Here is a 14,542-nt window from a genome sequence, read left to right as displayed (position 1 = left end):
CCGAACACGACCGTTAAGCCCTCCAGCGCCGATGGTACTTGGACCGAAGGGTCCTGGGAGAGTAGGACGTTGCCAAGCGGACAATATTCCCTGATAGCTCAGTTGGTAGAGCACTCGACTGTTAATCGAGTTGTCACAGGTTCGAGTCCTGTTCGGGGAGCCATGCTCTCATAGCTCAGCAGGTAGAGTGCTTCCATGGTAAGGAAGAGGTCACCGGTTCGAATCCGGTTGAGAGCTCCACAAATTTTTTAAGGCCCGTTGGTCAAGGGGTTAAGACACCTCCCTTTCACGGAGGTAACATGGGTTCGAATCCCATACGGGTCACCATTTTTTATGGGATGAGAATTCCCTGGGTTCGTTGAAGCATAGGCATCGTAAGGAATACTTCGCAATCTCGTAACGGAGTGAAGAGTATCCCATACGGGTCACCATTTTTAACTAGTACCCTTATTAGTCACCATACATATGGAGGCTTAGCTCAGCTGGGAGAGCATCTGCCTTACAAGCAGAGGGTCGGGGGTTCGAACCCCTCAGCCTCCACCATAATGTTCTTGATATTTGAGGGAGATTGTGGGCATTATATAGGTATCTATTGTAGGGGATTCGCCAAGTGGTAAGGCAACGGACTCTGACTCCGTCATCATAGGTTCGAATCCTATATCCCCTGCCAAATATGAGCCATTAGCTCAGTTGGTAGAGCACCTGACTTTTAATCAGGGTGTCGAAGGTTCGAGTCCTTCATGGCTCACTTTTATTGATTTATGCGCGTGTGGCGGAATGGCAGACGCACCAGACTTAGGATCTGGCGTCGTAAGACGTGGGGGTTCAAGTCCCTTCACGCGCACCACTTATTTGCGGACGTGGCTCAGCGGTAGAGCATCGCCTTGCCAAGGCGAGGGTCGCGGGTTCGATTCCCGTCGTCCGCTCCAAATTTTTTGCGCCCTTAGCTCAGCTGGATAGAGCGTTTGACTACGAATCAAAAGGTCGGGAGTTCGAATCTCTCAGGGCGCGCCATTATTACTTCATTAACGGGATGTAGCTCAGCTTGGTAGAGCACCTGGTTTGGGACCAGGGGGTCGCATGTTCAAATCGTGTCATCCCGATATTTCATTTCACCTATGCGGGTGTAGTTCAATGGTAGAACTTCAGCCTTCCAAGCTGATAGCGTGGGTTCGATTCCCATCACCCGCTCCATAATAATCTCATAGTTTCGGGATGTAGCTCAGCTTGGTAGAGCACCTGGTTTGGGACCAGGGGGTCGCATGTTCAAATCGTGTCATCCCGATCGAACAGCTTATGGCTGGCCAATGAACTCTTACTGCGGTAAGAGTTTTTTGTTGCGTCATTAAAGGAACGTATGTTCCTTTAATCGTCTAAAAAAAAGACAACCTCAGCCGGGATGCCAATCCTTGCATAATAGCTGTGTAGGGACTCATCCTGCTCAATGGCAGTGCCGACCGATAGCAGCTTAACCGCGAACAGGTTAGCCTGCCGCTCCAGCTTGCCTGGCGAGAAATAGGAATTCTCCTCCAGAAAAAAACGGTTGACCCCTTTGTGCAGACGGTCATGCGCGAGTTCATGGGCGCATACGAATCGTTGCCACTCCAGCGGCAGCTGGTTATGAATAACGATGAACCTTCTTCTTAGCTTCCGATAGTAGAGGCCCTTGGTGCCGTCACCCAGATGCATGAACCGGATATGAATCCCCAGTGCTTCAGCCAGCTCGAAGGGGCTGCTGGTATTGTATTTTTTGACCAAACGCTTGATTAGCTCATCCATATTCTTCACCCGCAGCATGTTAATAGTAGTTGGATTGCCTGGTACTTACTCCTTGCCTGGATCGTGCTTGGGCTTGGTCCGCTTGTTCATCTGCTTCGCCTCCCAGAACAGGCCGGTTAATACATCCTTGATCCGCTGCTTATCCTCCTTGTTCAGGGGAATTCCGTCAAACATCAGCTCACCATCATCCTCCAGCATTTGGCGGAAGTCCCGCTTATCCTTGCTGGTGGCCCAGGCAGGCACAGCGCCCTCTGTACTGCTCTCAGTCTCGGTTAAATAACCGGCATGGCCCATCAGCTCCTCGTACGACACATCGGTCGCTTCAGCAATCTTACGCAGGGTAGCCGGCTTGGGGACACCCCGTAATCCATTCTCGATTCGTGAGATTTGGGCTCCACTGATACCGGCAAGCGCTGCCAGCTGATTAATGGTCAATCCCTTTCCTTCCCGAAGCTGTCTCAGATAGTATCCGAATTCCTCTGCCATCGATAACCACTCCTTATCCCTAATCACCTAAAAAGCTGTTGTACTTACTATAAGCTATTTATGCCAATAGGTAAACAATAAAGAGTCTATTATTGCCAAAAGGTAAGAATGGGCATGCATTTAGCTTGTTTGTGCTGCAAAACGGGCTAAAATGAGGTTTTACTGAATTGGTAGATAAGTGGTATATTATGAAAAAAAGGCGAACAGTATACGAACAAGTAGAATTTTAACACATTTGGCCGGAAAGGTCCGCAACAAAGTTCTTAAATCTGTATAACATCTAAGGAGTGGTATAAATGATGATTCTATCTTCGCTGCCCGAGCTTGACCGCCGCCGAACTCAGGTCACTATAGAGAATATGCTGGAGAAGTACCGGATTTTCAAATCTGTAACGTTTGAGGCTAAAGAGGCCGGGATTACGTACTCCTATACGGAACGGTTCCATGGCGCAACCCATACGGTTACTGATCAGACAGCAGCGATTGCCACGCATAATGTAGATGTGCCTGCTGCAAGACGGGCGTACTGTGCTGTGATTGATTCGGTTGTAGAGCGGCTTACCCAGAGGGAACAACAACTGGTGCGGGAGAGATACATGCGCAGAGAGGAGAGCTACGACTACACGATATACAATCATGTGTTCGATCCTCCAGTGAGCAAGGATACTTATGTGAAAATAAGGTCGAAGGCGTTCTATAAGATGGCGCTGGCGCTCGCCGATCTCCAACTGCTGTCTCTGGCCACGCTCACGAAGACCCCGGCTGGAGGGAACCTGCCTAAGGAGCAGAAATCCTTTTGACAACATGCAGCTACCATATGTAATCGACATGGCCGTATTGCCCGCTTTGGGTGATGCGGCTTTTTGTTTCAGATGAGAGTACCACCTTTTACCATCCCAAGTACCACCGGAAGTTATCGCTAATTCCTCTGTAATAGCGCCTGCGCAAGGTCTCAGGGGGTCTATGATTATAACATGGCAAATGAAGCAGAAGGACACCGCAGGAGCATGAATGCTCCACCTCATCGAAGCCTAAGACAGGCCGGCAGACAAGCGCGGTGAAAGCTCCTTCGGTCATTGCCGGATACAAGACGGGTCCTATTCTTCCTGAATCGAATCCGCGGGTGACTTCAAGAAAGGCAGGAGGGATTACCACATCTAATCATGAGAGGAATGAAGTCATGACGGTACAACATCTACGGGGGAATATCACTGCTGCGCTGGTGCAGTTTTTCCCGGATATTCCTGTCTATGTGGAAGGGGATAAGCCGCAGTCAGCCTACTTCAGGCTGGAGCTGCTCTCGGCAACCTACGACAGGCAGCGTGAAGGAAGATACATGGCGGTCTACCGCTTCGGTATCCGCTATGAGCAAGGCAGTCTGCTGGACGCAGAGGCTATGGCTGACGGGCTCTGTGAGGCGCTGGACGCAAGAGAAAGTGTGAATCCCGCTTATCGGGTGGTGCGCCAGTCCTGGGTGGCCGGAGCAGAGGGACGGGGGGCGCTGTTCACCGTGGACTATATGCTCTATCTCCAGAAGCAGAAGCAGCCGGTGGAAGAGGCAGAGCTGATGGGACACTTCACAGAAGGGGCGCGGCTGAAATGAGTTCTAAGGAAATGACGGCAAGTGAGCAGGGACGCGGGAGCGGGGGGCCGGATGTTTTTGGGAAAAAGCAGATCAGGAACTCGGCCCTGTTCGGCCCTAAGGAAAAGGATGTACTGGAGGTAGTTCTGCAAGAGGACGGGAGCTACACCTTGGAAGAGGCTAAGCACTTAATGGAGCGTTATCTAAATAAGGAGGTTATCTAATGGCTGGAGGAACATGGACAACACAAAACAAGGTGCGTCCGGGGGTATACGTAAATGTGGCCTCGAACGGTATTGTGGCAGGGAAAATGGGAGAACGCGGTACGGCTGCCTTGGCACTTGCACTGCCTTGGGGGCCTGCGGGAGTCATTCTAAAGCTTACGGCACAGGATGATTTCCAGCAAAAGCTGGGCTACGATCTGACGGCAGCAGAGCTGCTGCCGGTAAGAGAGGTGCTGAAGCGGGCAGGCACACTGTTGCTCTACCGTCTGAATCAGGGTGTGAAGGCTGCTGTGACCAATAACGGAATTCAGGCGACTGCGCGGTATGGCGGGGAACGCGGGAATGCGCTTAAGGTAGTGATCGAGAAAAATATCGATGACGCTACTAAGTTCGATGTCCGGACGCTGCTGGACGGGGCAGAAGTGGACAAGCAGACGGTAAGCGCTGCTGCCGGTCTGGCTGCGAACGATTATGTAGAATTTAAGCCGAATGAAGCCGGTGCGCTGACGGTGACCGCTGGACTGCCGCTGGCAGGCGGGGCAAATGGTACGGTCACGAATGCGGAGCATAGTGCGTTCTTGTCGGCACTGGAGGTTCAGGATTTCCAGACGGTAGGTCTGGTATCGCAGGATAACACGCTGAAGTCGCTGTATAGCGCCTATGTGAAGCGTCTGCGTAACACGGAAGGCAAGAAGGTGCAGGCCGTGTTGTCCGATTACTCTACGGCTGATCATGAGGGCATTATCAGTGTGGCGAACGGCGTCATTCTGAGCGATGGGACGGTAGTGGATAAAGCCCATGCCGTGGCATGGGTAGCCGGTGCAACTGCCGCCGCTGCTGTGAACGAATCTCTGACTTATCAGGCCTATGACGATGCTGTAGATGCGGATGTGCGTTTCAGCCATTCCGAGACTGTAGAAGCACTTACAGACGGAGAGCTGCTGTTCACCTATAGCGGAGGCCGTGCAGTAGTGGAGCAGGACATTAACACGTTCACCTCCTTCTCCACAGACAAAGGCAAGGCCTTCTCCAAGAACCGCGTGCTGCGGGTGCTGGATGGGATCGCTGGTGATTTGAAGCGGATTTTTGAGAGCTACTTCATTGGCAAATTGCCGAATAATGAGGACGGGCGCGCGCTGTTCTGGTCGCAGTGCGTCACTTATATGAATGATCTGCAGAACCTTGGTGCGATTGAGAACTTCAATGCACAGAGCGATATTGTAGTGACTCCTGGAGCGGACAGTGACAGCGTAGTGCTGGAGGTAGCTGTGAAGCCGGTAGATTCCGTAGAAAAAGTATATATGAAAGTGAAGGTGGTCTAAGATGACATTCTTGAGAGCCAGCGATACGCTGTCCGGCCAGGAGGGCCGGGCGTATGCCACGATTAACGGACAGACGGAAGAAATGTTCTATGTTAAAACCCTGGAAGCCACTGTAGAGAAGCAGAAGGCGGAAGTGAAGACGCTTGGACGCCGCGGGGTGCAGCATAAGGCGACCGGCTGGTCGGGCAGCGGTACGATGACGATTTTCTATATGACGAGCCGTTTCCGCCAGATGATGCTGGAGTACATGAAGACTGGGATAGACCAATATTTCAGCATTATCGTGACCAATGAAGATCCGTCCTCAACCGTGGGCGCTCAGCGCATCATGCTGAAGGATGTCAATCTGGACAGTGTCATTATGGCTTCGCTGGATACGGAGTCGGATGCGCTGGAGGAAGAGGTTGCTTTTACCTTCGAGGATGTGGAATTGGTGCAGCCCTTCGCGGCTCCGGCTAATGCCGGCCAATAAAGCTTAAGCGGGCTATCCGCAGGTTGTAAAAGAGTAAATGACTGAATAAGTTGGGGGGCTCCCGCAAAGTATCTGGACGATCACTAAAGAAGTCATAGCCGCTGTGCGGTGGTATTCTGCGGCGGGCCTCTTCGCTGCCCTAACACAATAAGAATCTGGGAGGAACAACATGAGTGAATTAAGTTTGTTTTTTGCGCAAAATGCGGCTTGTGATACAACAGAGGAATTCGCGGTCTCGCTGCGGTTCAAGGATAAGGAAGGTAACCCAGCCGTCTGGAAGCTGCGCAGTATGAATGAGGAAGAGAACCAGGAATGCCGCAAGGCGGCTACCCGTAAGGTCAAGGGAAAGAACGGCACCTACACGACGGACATTGATCCCAATGAATATATGGCGAAGCTCATGACGGCAAGCATTGTGCATCCGGATCTGAAAAATACCGAGCTTCAACGCTCCTACGGGGTGATGGGCGCCGAATCGCTGCTGCGCAAAATGCTGCTGCCCGGAGAATTCGCTGCGCTTGGGGAGCGGGTACAGGCGCTGAACGGCTTCGCCACAGATATGAACGAGCTGGTGGATGAAGTAAAAAACTAATCAACGAGGGCGATGGTGAGGCCAATCTGGCCTATTACGCCCTCCATGAGCTGCATATTCTCCCGCATGAGCTGATGAAGCTCTCCGTCCGCGAACGCGCGGCGATCTATGCCATGATCTCCGTACGCGTGGACAAGGAGAAGCGGGAGCGCGCGCGGAGCAAGGGGAAGAAGAGATGAAGGGGGTGAATGAATGGAAATCGATAGCTCCAAAGCAGTCATTATCTCGCGCAGGTCGGTTACGATCTGGAAAGCCGTCCACAAACAAAGCCTGCGGATGAATAATAATCTCGACATGGTTAACCGGTCGGTAAAAGGTTTTCAGGCGGCGGTGAAACGTTCCAGTGAACAAATCATCCGTTCAGAGGATCGGATCATTCAATCCTTGCAACAGATTAATGACACGCTGCTGGAAGGCTTCAAACGGCTGCCTGTCAAAGTGGATGTGTCGAGAACAGTTGTGATGCAGCAAAGCCAAAGGGCTGCGCAATCCCAGCAACTGGGGGTCCGAATGCTTACCGCCGCGCCTGCTGTAGAGGAGCCTGAGAAAAAAAAGCCCGAGCCCAAAGAGGTGAAGTGGTGGGAGGGCCTCAAGGAAAAAGAAAAAAAGGAAGAGGAAGAGAAGAAATCTGAGGTGAAAAAAGAGGATGTTAAACTGCCAGTGGTGAAACCTGAGGTTCTTCCGAAACCGAAAATCAACTTGAGGAAAGACCCTTTGCCTCCTCCAGTACCACCAGCTCCACCGGTGCCGCCTACACCGCCAGCACCCAAACAGGATTCAAAGATCATGAAGTTCCTCAAAACGGCTGATGTGGTTACGCCTTTTAACGCGATTAAATCCTTTGGGGAGAAGGCTGTGAAGGAAGCTGCACAGCCGGGAGATATTGAGAAATGGAACGTGATGAACGAGAATATTGACAATGCGCTCGGACAGATTGGTGCTAAGGCTCTAGGTGCTCTGCGGCCGGTAATGGATACGATTAACACAGCATTAACTTCAGGGCAGCTAGCGCCGCTTATTGATGCGATGGCTAACGGGTTTCTTTTCATAGCGAATGTAATCTCAATGGTCGTTGACGGGCTGTTATGGCTGGCTCAGGTGGTTCAGGATAACTGGTCGTTTATTAAGCCGATCCTTGAAGCGATAGCCATTGTCTTCCTGGCAGCTATGATCGTTCAGGTATATATGCTTGCCGCCGCCTGGCTGGCGGCGAATTGGCCGATCTTAATCGTCATTGCCGTGATAGCAGTCTTATTGATGATTCTGCAGCATCTTGGCGTCTCGGCGGGTGAGGTGGTTGGAGCCATAGTGGGATCGTTCTCGGTCCTGATCGCGGTAATACAGAACATAGGGATCTGGATCTACAATGTATTCGCTATGGCAAGTGACTTTATGATTAACACATTTAATACTGCGGTCAACAAAGTGCAGGGCTTCTTATACAATCTTGCAGCCGGTGCGCTGGATATGCTCTACAATATTGCTGTAGGCGCTGAAGGATTCGCTGGAGGGTTCATGAAGGTAATGGCTAAAGCGATCAACTGGGTGCTGGATAAATTCAATAGTCTGGTAGATATGCTCAGCCATATTCCTTTCTTCGACCAGTTGGGACTTGGCAAGGTGAATCTGCAGATAGAGGAGCCGGAAGTGCCGCATATGGCCAGCGATATGATCAGTACACTCCGCAGCAAGGTTGAAGTGCTTAAACCGGCGGATGAAGTCGTAATGCAAAAGTCTGAAATGAAGGAATATAAGAATTTAACGGATGCTTATAACAGCGGTAAACAAACAGGAATGAATGGTATGAACAAATTCATGGACAAGGGACAACAAATGAAGGATACGGCCAAGGAGTTTATGAACCCTAAGTCCCCTAAGAATATCCCGGGAGGTTCTACTAACGCTTTCGCCAACCAAACCGGCAGCCTGAACAACGTCAACAAGGTAGGCGAGGTAGGCAAAATCAGAGATAAGGTCGATGTCTCCAGCGATGATCTGGATATGCTGCGGGAGCTGGCGGAGATTCAGGCGATTCAGAATTTTGTCGAGCTGACGCCGACGGTGCAGGTAACAACCGGAAATATTAATAATTCCGGCGATATTGACTCCATCATCACGAAGATCGGACAAAAGCTGAAAGAGGAGTTCGTCTCTACGGCGCAGGGGGTGTACACGTAACATGGAGGAGTATGGATTCTATCTTAGCTTCAATAATTATGAAGAGGTGATCCGGCTTCCGGTTAACCCTGAGACGCTGGAGATCAAGGAGAACAGCGATGGCAAAAGCTATACCATAGTGGATTTCGGTGAAATCAATGCGATCGCTTATCCGAAGCTGACGGAGATTACGATTGAGAGTATGTTCCCGGCACAATATTATCCGTTCGTGGTGTACTCCGGCGAGAATGCCGGTAAGCTGCTGAAGCCCTATGAGTATGTAGAGCTAATCCGCAAATGGATGCTCAGCCGCAGGCCGGTCCGGTTTGTTTTCTCAGGGCTGAAATCGGCGAACGTGCAGAATACGCAGACCCCAGACTGGCTGAAGCAGGCCAGGGCACAGGCGCAGCAGGCTTTTACCGGGGATATTGGCATTAATATGGCGGTCAGTATTGAGAACTTCTCCTGGAAGCTGAGTGCGGGGTCCTCGGGGGATATCGATTATACACTTGGACTCAAAAAGTATGTGTTCTATCAGGCTCTGGCTGTGAAGGTGGGCAGCACCGGTGAAGTGAAGAAACAGCAGAAGCGGGCAAGCGAGAAGGCAGCACCTGCTACCTATACGCTCAAAGCCGGGGATACGCTCTGGTCGGTGGCCCAAAAGCTGCTCGGTGACGGCAGTAAATCCAAAACGCTGCAAAAGCTGAACAATATCTCGGACAGCGAACTGAAGAAGCTCAAAATTGGCCGAGTGATCAAGCTGTCTTAGGAGGCCGTGGCGATGGAATTAATCATAATTAATAAGGAAGGCGCCATCTGGAATATTGCCGGAATCGTTACGGATATCACGTGGAAAACCACCCGGACCGGCAAGCCTGCGACGCTTGAGCTTACGCTGGTGGACAGCGGTATGTATCAGCATAAAAAGTTCGCGATCAGCAACGGGGATATTGTGCAGTTCCGCAGAGATGGAGTCGATGTATTCTACGGCTTCGTTTTCAGCATCGACACGGGGGCGAATCAGGAGATCAAGCTGACGGCGTACGATCAGATCCGCTATCTGCTGGGCAATGGCAGTTATGTGCTTCAGGACGTTACTGCGGCTGAGGTGATCAGCACCATTGCCAAAGACCGCGGCTTGCGACTTGGACTACTGGAACCGGCTGAGTACAAGATTCCCTCGTTGATCGAAGACGGCAAAAAGCTGCTCGATATTATTATGGGTGCGGTCGGCAGTGAGCTGCAGTATAAGGGCCAGCTGATGGCGTTCTATGATGATTTTGGCAAGCTGACGCTGCGCAGTCCGCAGTCCATGCTGCTGAAGGTGATTCTGGGGGCAGGCCATTATCTGTATGATTATTCGCTCAAAAGAAGCATCGACGATAATACGTACAATACGATTCTGCTCTACCAGGACAACGAAAAGACCGGCAAACGCGAGTTCTATCCGGTCACAGATAAAGAAAATGTAAAGCGCTGGGGTATCCTGCATCTCTACCAGAAGGCGGACGATAATGCGAATGCTGCGCAGATTCAGGAAAAGGCAGGCAATCTGCTTAAGCAGCATAACCGTGAGAAGGTCAGTCTTTCTGTGCAGGCTATTGGCGATATACGGGTGAGGGCGGGGAACTTCATCTATGTGCTGCTGGATGAATTCCAGACGCAGCTGTTCCTGGTGGATCAATGCAGCCATAAAATTTCCGGAGGGGAGCATACGATGTCCCTAGACATTAAGGTGGTGTAGACAACATGCTCGATATTATTAAACAGGCAAGCCTCGGGGCCGTATCGAATACGAATCCGGTGGCTTTGGCTTATGGGACAGTGGTTCTGGCACAGCCGCTGCAGATTCAGGTGGAGCAGCGGCTGCTGCTGACAGGAGCCGCACTGGTGGTGGTTGAATCCGTGATGGAGAGCAAGGCCGTAATCGAAGGCCGGGAGATTCTGCTGCGCCGTGGACTTGAAGCGGGAGACCGCGTGCTGCTCGTGCGGATGCAAGGCGGACAGAGCTATATTGTCCTCGATCGGCTGGTGGACCTATGATTCCGGCGATAGGCAGATCCGGTCCGGTGACGGGAGCTCTGGAAGGGAATGTGAGCGCTCCGGGGAATGCCCCGAGCCTGACGTACCGGATGGACTGGGGGCGCAGGCGGATCGGCGGGCAGGTAGACGGACTTGAAGCGGTGAAGCAGGCAGCAATTAAGGTGCTGCAGACCAGCCGATATGAACACCTGATCTATAGCGCGGACTACGGAACGGAGTGGAAGCTGGTGCTGGGTCAGGACAGGCTGCTGGCCCGGCCGGAGCTGCGCCGGCTGATCAGCGATGCGCTGCTCCAGGATGAGCGGATTCAGGCGCTTGAGGATGTGGAGATACTTTTTGACGGAGATACGGTTAGCTTCAGCTGTACGGCTGTCACAGTATACGGTGATTTGGAGCTTAGAAAGGAGGGGATGGCCAGTGTATGAGGATCAGACGTACGAGGCTCTGCTGGAACGTATGCTGGATCGGGTTCCAGAGGGGCTGGACAAGCGCGAGGGAAGTATTATCTATGATGCGCTTGCGCCGACGGCGGCTGAAATGGCCCAGATGTATCTTGAGCTTGAGGTCAGTAATAATCTGTTCTTCCCGGATACGGCGGACGGCGAATATCTGGAACGAACCATTGCCTGGACGGGACTGAAGCGTCAGCCCGCAGGCAAAGCGCAGCTTGGTGCGAGGTTCTATACCAGTGGCGAACAGCCTCTGGATATTCCGCTGGGCAGCCGTTTCTCCCTGGGACTGCTTCATTATAGTGCGGCGGAGAAGCTGGCTCCCGGGACGTACCGCCTGGAGAGCGAAACTGCCGGGGCTGAGGGGAATCAGTATTCAGGCGCGCTGCTGCCGATTGATTATATCCCGGGACTGGCCCGGGGGGAGATTACGGGCCTGCTGGTTCCGGGGACGGATGCGGAGCCGGATGAAGCGCTGCGGCAGCGGTACTTCGATTCGGCCCGGCGGCCTGCAACGAGCGGCAATAAATATCATTATATGGAGTGGGCGCAGCAGATTCAGGGCGTAGGGGGAGCGCGGGTCTTCCCGCTGTGGGCCGGACCGAAGACGGTCAAGGTGGTCATTGTGAACGCGGAGCATCAGCCCGCCTCCCCGCTGCTGGTCTCCCAGGTGCAGCAGTTCATTGATCCTGCGCCGGGTCTTGGCGAGGGCCAGGCTCCGGTGGGAGCGGTGGTGACGGTGGCATCGGCCACAGGCAAGGTGGTTGATGTCTCAGCTAAGGTTACGCTCGCTGCCGGCTATGCGCTGCAGCCGGTTATTCAAGCTTTTACCGCGCTCCTGGAGAAGTATCGTAAGGAGAAGGCTTTTGCTGCTACCTATATCAGTCAATCGGTCATTGGCGCATTGCTGCTGAATACGGAGGGCGTAGTGGACTATAGCGGGCTGAAGCTGAACGGCGGGACGGTAAATATCCCTCTGCTGGAGACAGAAGTGCCACTGTTCGGCAATGTCGTACTGGAGGTGTAGGCATGGGGTATCCGGAGCAAATCGATGTCTTTCAGGATAAGCTGAACAAAAAGGCAAACGGCGGCAGCCATGTTGTAGAGGAGAAGCTTCGGCTTACAAGTGGTGTATTCAGCGGATTGCTGGCCCACGACAATATTAACAATCAGACGCTGGCCGTGTACACAGGCTCCCGCTTCAGCGGGACAGAGGTACGGAATTACTCGGTCTCTTTCCCGGACGAGGCTCCTTGGCGGCGGCTCATTAACATCTATGCGGATGTGCCGGAAGTCTATGTGACTTACGAGACACCGGGAGACACTGTGGAAGCGGATGATGTGAACCAGTTACAGGGCGGGCTTACGGCTACGCAGCGTGAACTGGAGCGGTATAAACAGGCCGGTCTGATTGACGGCGGATCTTTTAGAAGAGAGGTGTAATATGGCACAGACCATTCAGGTCAAACGCGGTACCCGGGCCGAGCTGTCCACTTACGGGATGCTGAAGGCGGGCGAAATGGGCTTCTGTACAGATACGAAGGAGGTCTATATCGGAGACGGTAGCTCCAACTCCATGGTGGGCCGGGCCTTGTCCGGTCCCGAAGCTTCGCGTCCTGCGGCAGCCTCGGCGGGGCGTCTATACTATGTTAGCAGCGGGAGTAACAGCGGGTATTTGTATTTCGATGACGGGGCCGCCTGGCGGCGGGTTAACGCACAAAAATTAACAGATGTGAGCGGAACGGTGGACGATATTGCTGACGGCTCCACGTATGCCAAGGTGCTCAAGGCGGATCTTACAGCAGGGCATCCCAATAAAGTGTCGGACGGCACGAATTCGAAGACTGCCGCAGAAATTGCAACGCATCTTAACGATGCCGCGAAGCACAGAATCATCAACGACGGCGGGTCGACGATTACAGACCTGTGGTCCGCGCAAAAAATCAAAAACGAAATCGAGCTGGCCAAGCATAATATTGAGCCGCAGGCTTCTGTGAAGGATCAAAACTTGACGGCTCCGCCATCTAGTCCTGCGGAAGCTGACCGGTATATCATTCCTTCCGGCGCAACCGGCGTCTGGGCGGGTAAAACCAGTCAGATTGCGGAGTATGCCGCAGGTAGCTGGGCCTATTATGTTCCGGCTGTCGGCTGGACGGCTTATGTGGACGATGAGCAGAAAATCTACAGCTGGAACGGGAGCGCCTGGGTGCGTACGGGCGGCGCGCTACAGACGATCACGGCGGGGAATGGGCTTACCGGCGGCGGGCAGGCGGACAGTGTCACGCTGAGCGTCGGGGCAGGCAACGGGATCGTTGTCGGCTCAACCAGTGTTGCGGCCAAGCCGGGTAAGGGAATTCTGGTAAACTCCACTGGCATCGAGGTCAACATTGACGGATCGAGTATCGTCTACGATTCGGCCAATGGCAACCAGCTCACGGTAAGCACTATCGACGGCGGAACATTCTAGGAGGCGGTGACCATGGCACGGAAGACATTGATTCAAATCCGCCGCGGCCTGGAGAGTGCGCTGGGTACGCTAGCCGCAGGCGAGCTGGGCTACTGCACGGATAGCGGCAAGCTGTTCATCGGCAGCGGCAGCAGCAATATGCTGCTGGCGGCAGGCCAAAGCACAGGCGATATGCTGAAAAGCATCTACGACACGAATAACAACGGCAAGGTTGATTATGCCCAGGCTGCGGATACGGTTCCGTGGTCAGGTGTGGACGGCAAGCCTTCCGTCTATCCGGCAGCTGCACATACCCATGATTATATGCCGAAGGGTCCGCTGACCTGGAACCAGCTGAAGGGGGTGTAGCTGTGGCTTATGGAGACAGTATATATGGCGTTGTGGCATATTCGGCAGATGATGTGACAGGGGAAGGGCCGGAGATTACCGCTCCCGATCTAATGAAATACCTGCCCGAGTATTATCAGGGCGTGCCTGAGATGGAGGCTGTGCAGGCCAGCGCAGGTAGAGCCTGCGGTGAAGTGGCATACGCCATGGCCGACAGTGACGATCAGAAGACGCTGGAGTCGGCTACCTGGGGGCTGTCCCGCTGGGAGCGGATGCTGGGACTGGCCTCAGATCCGAACAAGTCCTACGCCACCCGGCGGGAGATGATCAAGGCCAAGCTGCGAGGCAGCGGAACAACTACGCCGGAAATGATTAGGCGGACGGCGTCTGCTTTTTCCGGGGGAGATGTGGAGGTAGTCGAGGTGCCCGAAGCGTACAGCTTCGAGGTGCGCTTCGTCGGCACGCTGGGCATCCCGGCCAATATGGCAGGTCTGATTCAGATCATGGAAGAGATTAAGCCGGCCCATCTGGATTACAGCTTCGTATACAGCTACACCTGGTGGGACTCCTTGAAGTCCCTCACCTGGAACGGTGCGCACGGCAAGACCTGGAATGAACTAAGAGTATATGAATAGGAGTGTG

The 14,542-nt window shown here is 53.1% G+C and carries 18 protein-coding genes, 12 tRNA genes and 1 rRNA gene; 29 read left to right on the top strand and 2 right to left on the bottom strand.

Annotated elements, in window-relative coordinates; translation table 11 throughout:
- From rrf to C173_RS10245, 13 genes are all read left to right on the top strand, one after another.
- Positions 1–78, top strand: a 5S ribosomal RNA gene (gene rrf / locus C173_RS35655); the annotation flags it as partial.
- Between the two features lie 9 nt (positions 79–87).
- Positions 88–163, top strand: a tRNA-Asn gene (locus C173_RS10300).
- A 1-nt stretch (position 164) separates the two neighbouring features.
- Positions 165–240, top strand: a tRNA-Thr gene (locus tag C173_RS10295).
- 12 nt (positions 241–252) lie between these two features.
- Positions 253–327 (top strand) — tRNA-Glu (locus tag C173_RS10290).
- Positions 328–467: 140 nt separating this feature from the next.
- Positions 468–543, top strand: a tRNA-Val gene (locus C173_RS10285).
- 53 nt (positions 544–596) lie between these two features.
- Positions 597–670: transfer RNA gene (locus C173_RS10280), tRNA-Gln, on the top strand.
- A 5-nt stretch (positions 671–675) separates the two neighbouring features.
- Positions 676–748: transfer RNA gene (locus C173_RS10275), tRNA-Lys, on the top strand.
- A gap of 15 nt (positions 749–763) precedes the next feature.
- A tRNA-Leu gene (locus C173_RS10270) sits at positions 764–847 on the top strand.
- A 7-nt stretch (positions 848–854) separates the two neighbouring features.
- Positions 855–929, top strand: a tRNA-Gly gene (locus tag C173_RS10265).
- 8 nt (positions 930–937) lie between these two features.
- Positions 938–1,014, top strand: a tRNA-Arg gene (locus C173_RS10260).
- Between the two features lie 15 nt (positions 1,015–1,029).
- A tRNA-Pro gene (locus C173_RS10255) sits at positions 1,030–1,103 on the top strand.
- Between the two features lie 17 nt (positions 1,104–1,120).
- Positions 1,121–1,194, top strand: a tRNA-Gly gene (locus C173_RS10250).
- A 17-nt stretch (positions 1,195–1,211) separates the two neighbouring features.
- Positions 1,212–1,285 (top strand) — tRNA-Pro (locus tag C173_RS10245).
- A gap of 80 nt (positions 1,286–1,365) precedes the next feature.
- Here the strand turns inward: C173_RS10245 and C173_RS10240 are convergent.
- Entirely contained in the window at positions 1,366–1,779 is a 414-nt protein-coding gene (locus C173_RS10240; RefSeq protein WP_036724559.1) for an ImmA/IrrE family metallo-endopeptidase, read from the bottom strand.
- A gap of 45 nt (positions 1,780–1,824) precedes the next feature.
- Positions 1,825–2,265: a helix-turn-helix domain-containing protein gene (locus C173_RS10235; RefSeq protein WP_036724549.1), complete on the bottom strand. Its 441-nt coding sequence runs from the start codon at positions 2,263–2,265 to the stop codon at positions 1,825–1,827.
- 299 nt (positions 2,266–2,564) lie between these two features.
- Between C173_RS10235 and C173_RS10230 the strand changes: the two genes are divergently transcribed.
- The 16 genes from C173_RS10230 (at position 2,565) to C173_RS10155 (ending at position 14,535) form a co-directional block, all read left to right on the top strand.
- Positions 2,565–3,065 carry an ArpU family phage packaging/lysis transcriptional regulator gene (locus C173_RS10230; protein ID WP_051477960.1) on the top strand — a complete coding sequence of 167 codons (501 nt, stop codon included), beginning with the start codon at positions 2,565–2,567 and terminating at the stop codon, positions 3,063–3,065.
- 380 nt (positions 3,066–3,445) lie between these two features.
- Positions 3,446–3,868 carry a phage tail terminator family protein gene (locus C173_RS10225; RefSeq protein WP_036724546.1) on the top strand — a complete coding sequence of 141 codons (423 nt, stop codon included), beginning with the start codon at positions 3,446–3,448 and terminating at the stop codon, positions 3,866–3,868.
- Positions 3,865–4,071 (top strand): hypothetical protein, encoded by a 207-nt coding sequence (locus tag C173_RS10220; protein WP_036724544.1) that lies wholly within the window; start codon positions 3,865–3,867, stop codon positions 4,069–4,071. The genes C173_RS10225 and C173_RS10220 overlap by 4 nt, the downstream gene beginning before the upstream one ends.
- Complete coding sequence (locus C173_RS10215; RefSeq protein WP_036724542.1) at positions 4,071–5,393, top strand: phage tail sheath family protein; 1,323 nt, start codon at positions 4,071–4,073, stop codon at positions 5,391–5,393. The genes C173_RS10220 and C173_RS10215 overlap by 1 nt, the downstream gene beginning before the upstream one ends.
- Before the next feature lies 1 nt (position 5,394).
- On the top strand, positions 5,395–5,865 hold the full coding sequence (locus tag C173_RS10210) for a phage tail tube protein (protein ID WP_036724540.1): 471 nt from the start codon (positions 5,395–5,397) through the stop codon (positions 5,863–5,865).
- A 169-nt stretch (positions 5,866–6,034) separates the two neighbouring features.
- The gene (locus tag C173_RS10205) at positions 6,035–6,457 is read left to right on the top strand and encodes a phage tail assembly chaperone (RefSeq protein WP_036724538.1); all 423 of its coding nucleotides are present in this window, start codon (positions 6,035–6,037) and stop codon (positions 6,455–6,457) included.
- A gap of 192 nt (positions 6,458–6,649) precedes the next feature.
- Positions 6,650–8,635: a hypothetical protein gene (locus C173_RS10200; protein WP_036724536.1), complete on the top strand. Its 1,986-nt coding sequence runs from the start codon at positions 6,650–6,652 to the stop codon at positions 8,633–8,635.
- Position 8,636: 1 nt separating this feature from the next.
- Positions 8,637–9,383 carry a LysM peptidoglycan-binding domain-containing protein gene (locus C173_RS10195; protein ID WP_036724534.1) on the top strand — a complete coding sequence of 249 codons (747 nt, stop codon included), beginning with the start codon at positions 8,637–8,639 and terminating at the stop codon, positions 9,381–9,383.
- A gap of 12 nt (positions 9,384–9,395) precedes the next feature.
- Positions 9,396–10,358, top strand: coding sequence for an XkdQ/YqbQ family protein (locus C173_RS10190; RefSeq protein WP_036724531.1), 963 nt, complete (start codon positions 9,396–9,398; stop codon positions 10,356–10,358).
- 5 nt (positions 10,359–10,363) lie between these two features.
- Entirely contained in the window at positions 10,364–10,657 is a 294-nt protein-coding gene (locus tag C173_RS10185) for a DUF2577 domain-containing protein (RefSeq protein WP_036724530.1), read from the top strand.
- Positions 10,654–11,082, top strand: a complete 429-nt coding sequence (locus C173_RS10180) for a DUF2634 domain-containing protein (protein WP_036724528.1) — start codon at positions 10,654–10,656, stop codon at positions 11,080–11,082. Before C173_RS10185 ends, C173_RS10180 begins: the two co-directional genes overlap by 4 nt.
- Positions 11,075–12,133 (top strand): baseplate J/gp47 family protein, encoded by a 1,059-nt coding sequence (locus C173_RS10175; protein WP_036724527.1) that lies wholly within the window; start codon positions 11,075–11,077, stop codon positions 12,131–12,133. The genes C173_RS10180 and C173_RS10175 overlap by 8 nt, the downstream gene beginning before the upstream one ends.
- Before the next feature lie 2 nt (positions 12,134–12,135).
- A complete protein-coding gene (locus C173_RS10170; protein WP_036724526.1) occupies positions 12,136–12,549 on the top strand; it encodes a hypothetical protein in 414 nt (137 codons plus the stop codon).
- Position 12,550: 1 nt separating this feature from the next.
- The gene (locus C173_RS10165; protein WP_036724524.1) at positions 12,551–13,573 is read left to right on the top strand and encodes a DUF2793 domain-containing protein; all 1,023 of its coding nucleotides are present in this window, start codon (positions 12,551–12,553) and stop codon (positions 13,571–13,573) included.
- Between the two features lie 12 nt (positions 13,574–13,585).
- Complete coding sequence (locus C173_RS10160; protein WP_081751111.1) at positions 13,586–13,921, top strand: hypothetical protein; 336 nt, start codon at positions 13,586–13,588, stop codon at positions 13,919–13,921.
- A gap of 2 nt (positions 13,922–13,923) precedes the next feature.
- Positions 13,924–14,535 carry a YmfQ family protein gene (locus C173_RS10155; RefSeq protein WP_036724522.1) on the top strand — a complete coding sequence of 204 codons (612 nt, stop codon included), beginning with the start codon at positions 13,924–13,926 and terminating at the stop codon, positions 14,533–14,535.
- Positions 14,536–14,542 lie beyond the last annotated feature (7 nt).

The sequence above is a fragment of the Paenibacillus sp. FSL R7-277 genome (assembly GCF_000517965.1).
GTDB lineage: Bacteria > Bacillota > Bacilli > Paenibacillales > Paenibacillaceae > Paenibacillus_AQ > Paenibacillus_AQ silagei.
Note: the sequence above shows the minus strand (reverse complement) of the source record. Positions and strands in the feature narration are given on the sequence as shown.

What these genes read in the sequence shown, in the direction of transcription:
- C173_RS10170 (WP_036724526.1), top strand. Translation starts at nt 12,136, where the DNA reads ATGGGGTATCCGGAGCAAATCGATGTCTTTCAGGATAAGCTGAACAAA.
- C173_RS10200 (WP_036724536.1), top strand. Translation starts at nt 6,650, where the DNA reads ATGGAAATCGATAGCTCCAAAGCAGTCATTATCTCGCGCAGGTCGGTT.
- C173_RS10160 (WP_081751111.1), top strand. Translation starts at nt 13,586, where the DNA reads ATGGCACGGAAGACATTGATTCAAATCCGCCGCGGCCTGGAGAGTGCG.
- C173_RS10165 (WP_036724524.1), top strand. Translation starts at nt 12,551, where the DNA reads ATGGCACAGACCATTCAGGTCAAACGCGGTACCCGGGCCGAGCTGTCC.
- C173_RS10180 (WP_036724528.1), top strand. Translation starts at nt 10,654, where the DNA reads ATGATTCCGGCGATAGGCAGATCCGGTCCGGTGACGGGAGCTCTGGAA.
- C173_RS10235 (WP_036724549.1), bottom strand. Translation starts at nt 2,265, where the DNA reads ATGGCAGAGGAATTCGGATACTATCTGAGACAGCTTCGGGAAGGAAAG.
- C173_RS10195 (WP_036724534.1), top strand. Translation starts at nt 8,637, where the DNA reads ATGGAGGAGTATGGATTCTATCTTAGCTTCAATAATTATGAAGAGGTG.
- C173_RS10205 (WP_036724538.1), top strand. Translation starts at nt 6,035, where the DNA reads ATGAGTGAATTAAGTTTGTTTTTTGCGCAAAATGCGGCTTGTGATACA.
- C173_RS10210 (WP_036724540.1), top strand. Translation starts at nt 5,395, where the DNA reads ATGACATTCTTGAGAGCCAGCGATACGCTGTCCGGCCAGGAGGGCCGG.
- C173_RS10185 (WP_036724530.1), top strand. Translation starts at nt 10,364, where the DNA reads ATGCTCGATATTATTAAACAGGCAAGCCTCGGGGCCGTATCGAATACG.
- C173_RS10225 (WP_036724546.1), top strand. Translation starts at nt 3,446, where the DNA reads ATGACGGTACAACATCTACGGGGGAATATCACTGCTGCGCTGGTGCAG.
- C173_RS10230 (WP_051477960.1), top strand. Translation starts at nt 2,565, where the DNA reads ATGATTCTATCTTCGCTGCCCGAGCTTGACCGCCGCCGAACTCAGGTC.
- C173_RS10215 (WP_036724542.1), top strand. Translation starts at nt 4,071, where the DNA reads ATGGCTGGAGGAACATGGACAACACAAAACAAGGTGCGTCCGGGGGTA.
- C173_RS10190 (WP_036724531.1), top strand. Translation starts at nt 9,396, where the DNA reads ATGGAATTAATCATAATTAATAAGGAAGGCGCCATCTGGAATATTGCC.
- C173_RS10240 (WP_036724559.1), bottom strand. Translation starts at nt 1,779, where the DNA reads ATGGATGAGCTAATCAAGCGTTTGGTCAAAAAATACAATACCAGCAGC.
- C173_RS10220 (WP_036724544.1), top strand. Translation starts at nt 3,865, where the DNA reads ATGAGTTCTAAGGAAATGACGGCAAGTGAGCAGGGACGCGGGAGCGGG.